Source organism: Prosthecobacter sp. (assembly GCF_049294395.1).
Classification (GTDB): domain Bacteria; phylum Verrucomicrobiota; class Verrucomicrobiia; order Verrucomicrobiales; family Verrucomicrobiaceae; genus Prosthecobacter.
Genome location: NZ_JBAQCR010000157.1, coordinates 1 through 3242 on the forward strand (window position 1 = coordinate 1; position 3242 = coordinate 3242).

Annotated in this window: 2 protein-coding genes; one reads left to right on the plus strand and one right to left on the minus strand. The window is 57.6% G+C overall.

What is annotated here, in order from left to right:
• A partial coding sequence (locus WAW39_RS10585) for a sulfatase (protein WP_422318534.1) occupies positions 1–1983 on the minus strand: 1983 nt, incomplete at its 3' end.
• A 456-nt stretch (positions 1984–2439) separates the two neighbouring features.
• Here WAW39_RS10585 and atpB point away from each other — a divergent pair.
• A partial coding sequence (gene atpB, locus WAW39_RS10590; RefSeq protein WP_422318536.1) for a F0F1 ATP synthase subunit A occupies positions 2440–3242 on the plus strand: 803 nt, incomplete at its 3' end.

Consider the following 3242-nt stretch of genomic DNA (forward strand, 5'->3'; position numbering starts at 1 on the left):
ATGCGGAGGTAGGATGGTGAGTTTCAAACGATAAACCACACCGTCAAACGGCGTGCTATCGGGATGCTGGGCCAGCTTCAAAATCCCAAAGCTTTGTCCGGCGGCGATGCCCGCTTTGGGCTCCTGGGGAAATCCTTGTTCAAACGGGGCCACGCCCAGCATCTCGCTGTGTCCTGGAACTGCGAGCGTGATGACACCGCCGGTGTCAATTTGCGCACGCATGTTCACACGGCCTTTCTCCAGCGCCGCGCCGCTGATGGTGGTGCTCTTGCCGTTGGTAAACACGGTCAATGTGGGCTGGGAGGCCACCAGATGCAGGGCATAACCGGACTGCTCGTCACCCTGCGCCAGCAGCGTGCTGTCCTGATCCACCAGCGGATCAAACTCAAAGGAAGCATCCACAAAAACGCCCCTACCCTGCAGCTTGGGCGCGTCAGCCGCACTGAGGACATCGCCGATGTTCAGGGCCAGATCGACCGAACCCGCCGGGCTGGCGGCACCGATGATTTCAGCCGCTGGGCGCACGGCGCTCTTGAATTCCTTCGGGAAAAAACCAGCCAGAGCGGCCTTCATCGCGGTGTGTTCCGGCTTCGCTGCGAGGTTTGTCCACTCGTGCGGATCGGTTTGATGGTCGTAGAGTTCCTCACTGCCATCCGCATAGCGGATGTAGCGCCAGCGTTCATCGCGCGCGGCATACCCGGCGCTTTGGCCACCGTTCATGCAGGTGATGGCAGGCTGGTCACGCTTGGTCATCGGGTCCCGCAGCAGCGGCTTCAAACTGCTGCCGTCCAGATGCTCAGGCAGCGGCAGCTGGGTAAGATCGCACAGCGTGGGATACAGATCAATGAGGGCCACGGGTTGCGCCGAGACACTGTCAGGCTGCGTGACTCCCGGAACGTAGATCGAGAGCGGCACACGCGTCGTCGGCTCCCAGAGCTTGCCTTTGTGCCACAACTGCTTTTCCCCGAGATACCAGCCGTGATCGGAGGTGAAAACGATGATCGTGTTCTTCGCGTTCGGCCCCTTTTCAACTGCTTCCAGGATGCGTCCCAGCATGGCATCGCAAAAAGCCACGTTGGCCAGGTAGGCGCGCACCGCGTCCTTCCAAAGGTTCTTTTCGAGGATCTGTTTGTGCAATCCCTCCTTAAGATGCGTTTTCGCAATAGTAGGAACATCATCCAGGTCGTCCACCTTCACTTCCGGCAGCTGGATCGAATCAAGCGGCAGCGCATCAAAGTACTTCTGCGGCACATACCACGGTGAATGCGGACGGTAGAGCCCCAGCGCGAGGAAGAAGGGTTTCTTCTGCTTTTGCGTCAGAAACTCAGCGGCAAACGTCGCTATCTGACCGTCGTCGGTCTTTTCTTCGGCGACAGGAATGCCACCCCAGTCCCAGTGCCAGATGTTGAGCCCGTTAAAGTTTTGTCCTGTGTGCACCGGCAGATCCGGAATCTGCACACCCGTCTGCGGAAAGCGCAGATCCCACGCCGAATCCAGTTCAAAACCACGCCTGCCACCATGCCATCCGGCGAGTCGGCCTTCAGGCCCACCATGGTTGGCGTGGAAGATTTTCCCTGCGGCAGCCGTCGTGTAGCCCTGGGCTTTGAAGTGCTCCGGCAGCGTCGGTTTGCCTGCGATCTGCACGCTGCGCCGCCAGTCCTGCTCATTGCCAAAAACACCGCTCGATGACGGCAGCATGCCAGTAAGCAGCGAGGTGCGTGACGGATTGCACAGCGCGTAGTTGCAATGCGCATTGCTGAACCGCATGCCCATTTTCGCCAGACGATCCATGTTGGGCGTCACCGACTGCGGATGCCCACCCATCCAGCCTGCGTAGTCACGCAGATCATCCGCGATGATGAACAGTATATTCGGCTTTCCATCTGCGGAAACCACCTTCGCCTTCGATTTCACTGCGGCATCAGCCGTCGCAGCCAGCAAAGCGAGGGCGAAAAGGACGATACAGGGGCGGAATGACATCATGGAAAAACTCGCACGCGGAGGATGGGATGTCGAGACATTGGCCTCACTGATTCAAGTCCGAAGCAGTACATGGCAGATTCCAGATGCCCGCTGCATCGGATCCAAATCGTAACAATCATCTCCACACCACGAGCAGTCCAGTTAACCATAGGAAATTAAGAAAGGCACCAGTTCAGGAAACGCTACAGGGGTACGGCTCCATAAATGGAGCTGTCACCAACGCACCTGCCCCTCTAAATCATTCGAAAGCGGCCAAAAAGCACCTCTTTTCACCCCCAAATAACCCGCACTCAAGCCCTCCAAGGGGGTAAATACGCCTTCACAAAACCCGCCAAACGGCGACTTTGTGAAATTTTTCACAAATAGATCTTGCTACCCCCCTTTCATGTGGCTAAAAAAACGGCCCACCATCCCGGCCAGACCCTACACTGGCCCTCCCCGGTAGCCCCTACCCCCATGTTGCTTAATTTTCTCCAACCAACCTCCTTCTCGCCGCTGCTCGCGAACGTGCACAGCTATGCGTCGGAGTTTCTCAAAGAGAGCAGCAATCTTGGCTTTTTGACCAATTCCCTGCTCGTCGCTGCGGTTGTGGTCGGCCTGATTCTTTGGTTCGCCACCAAGGCGACGAAGAACATGACGCTGATCCCGCACAAGGCGCAGAACTTCTTCGAACTGGTGGTCGAGTTCCTTTACGGTCAGGTGGAATCCATCGTCGGTGCCAAGATTGCCCCCCGCGTCTTCCCCCTTCTCGCGACCATCTTCATTTACATCCTTGTTTCCAACTGGTTCGGACTTCTTCCAGGCGTCGGCACCGTCGGCTGGGGCGAAGGCACCGGCTTCATGAGCGTCAAGGAAGTGCATGACCCGCTGCTCCGCGCACCAACGGCTGACTTGAACATGACCTTCGGTCTTTCGGTCTCCATGTTCCTGGTCTGGCTCTACATCACCATTAAAGAAGTGGGCGTTTGGGGCTTCATTGTCCACACGTTCGGCGCCAAGGGTGGCCTCAAGGGAATCATGGGCGCCATGGTTGCTCTGGTCTTCCTGTTCGTCGGCGTCATCGAAGTCTTCTCCATCGTTTTCCGCCCCGTCACGCTTTCCTTCCGACTCTTCGGCAACGTCCTCGCCGGTGAAAACGTGCTGCACACCATGAGCGGCATGGGCGGCTTCATCGGCAGCGTTCTTGCCCCCTTCCCCTTCTACTTCATGGAACTTCTGGTCGGCCTGATTCTTTGGTTCGCCACCAAGGCGACGAAGAA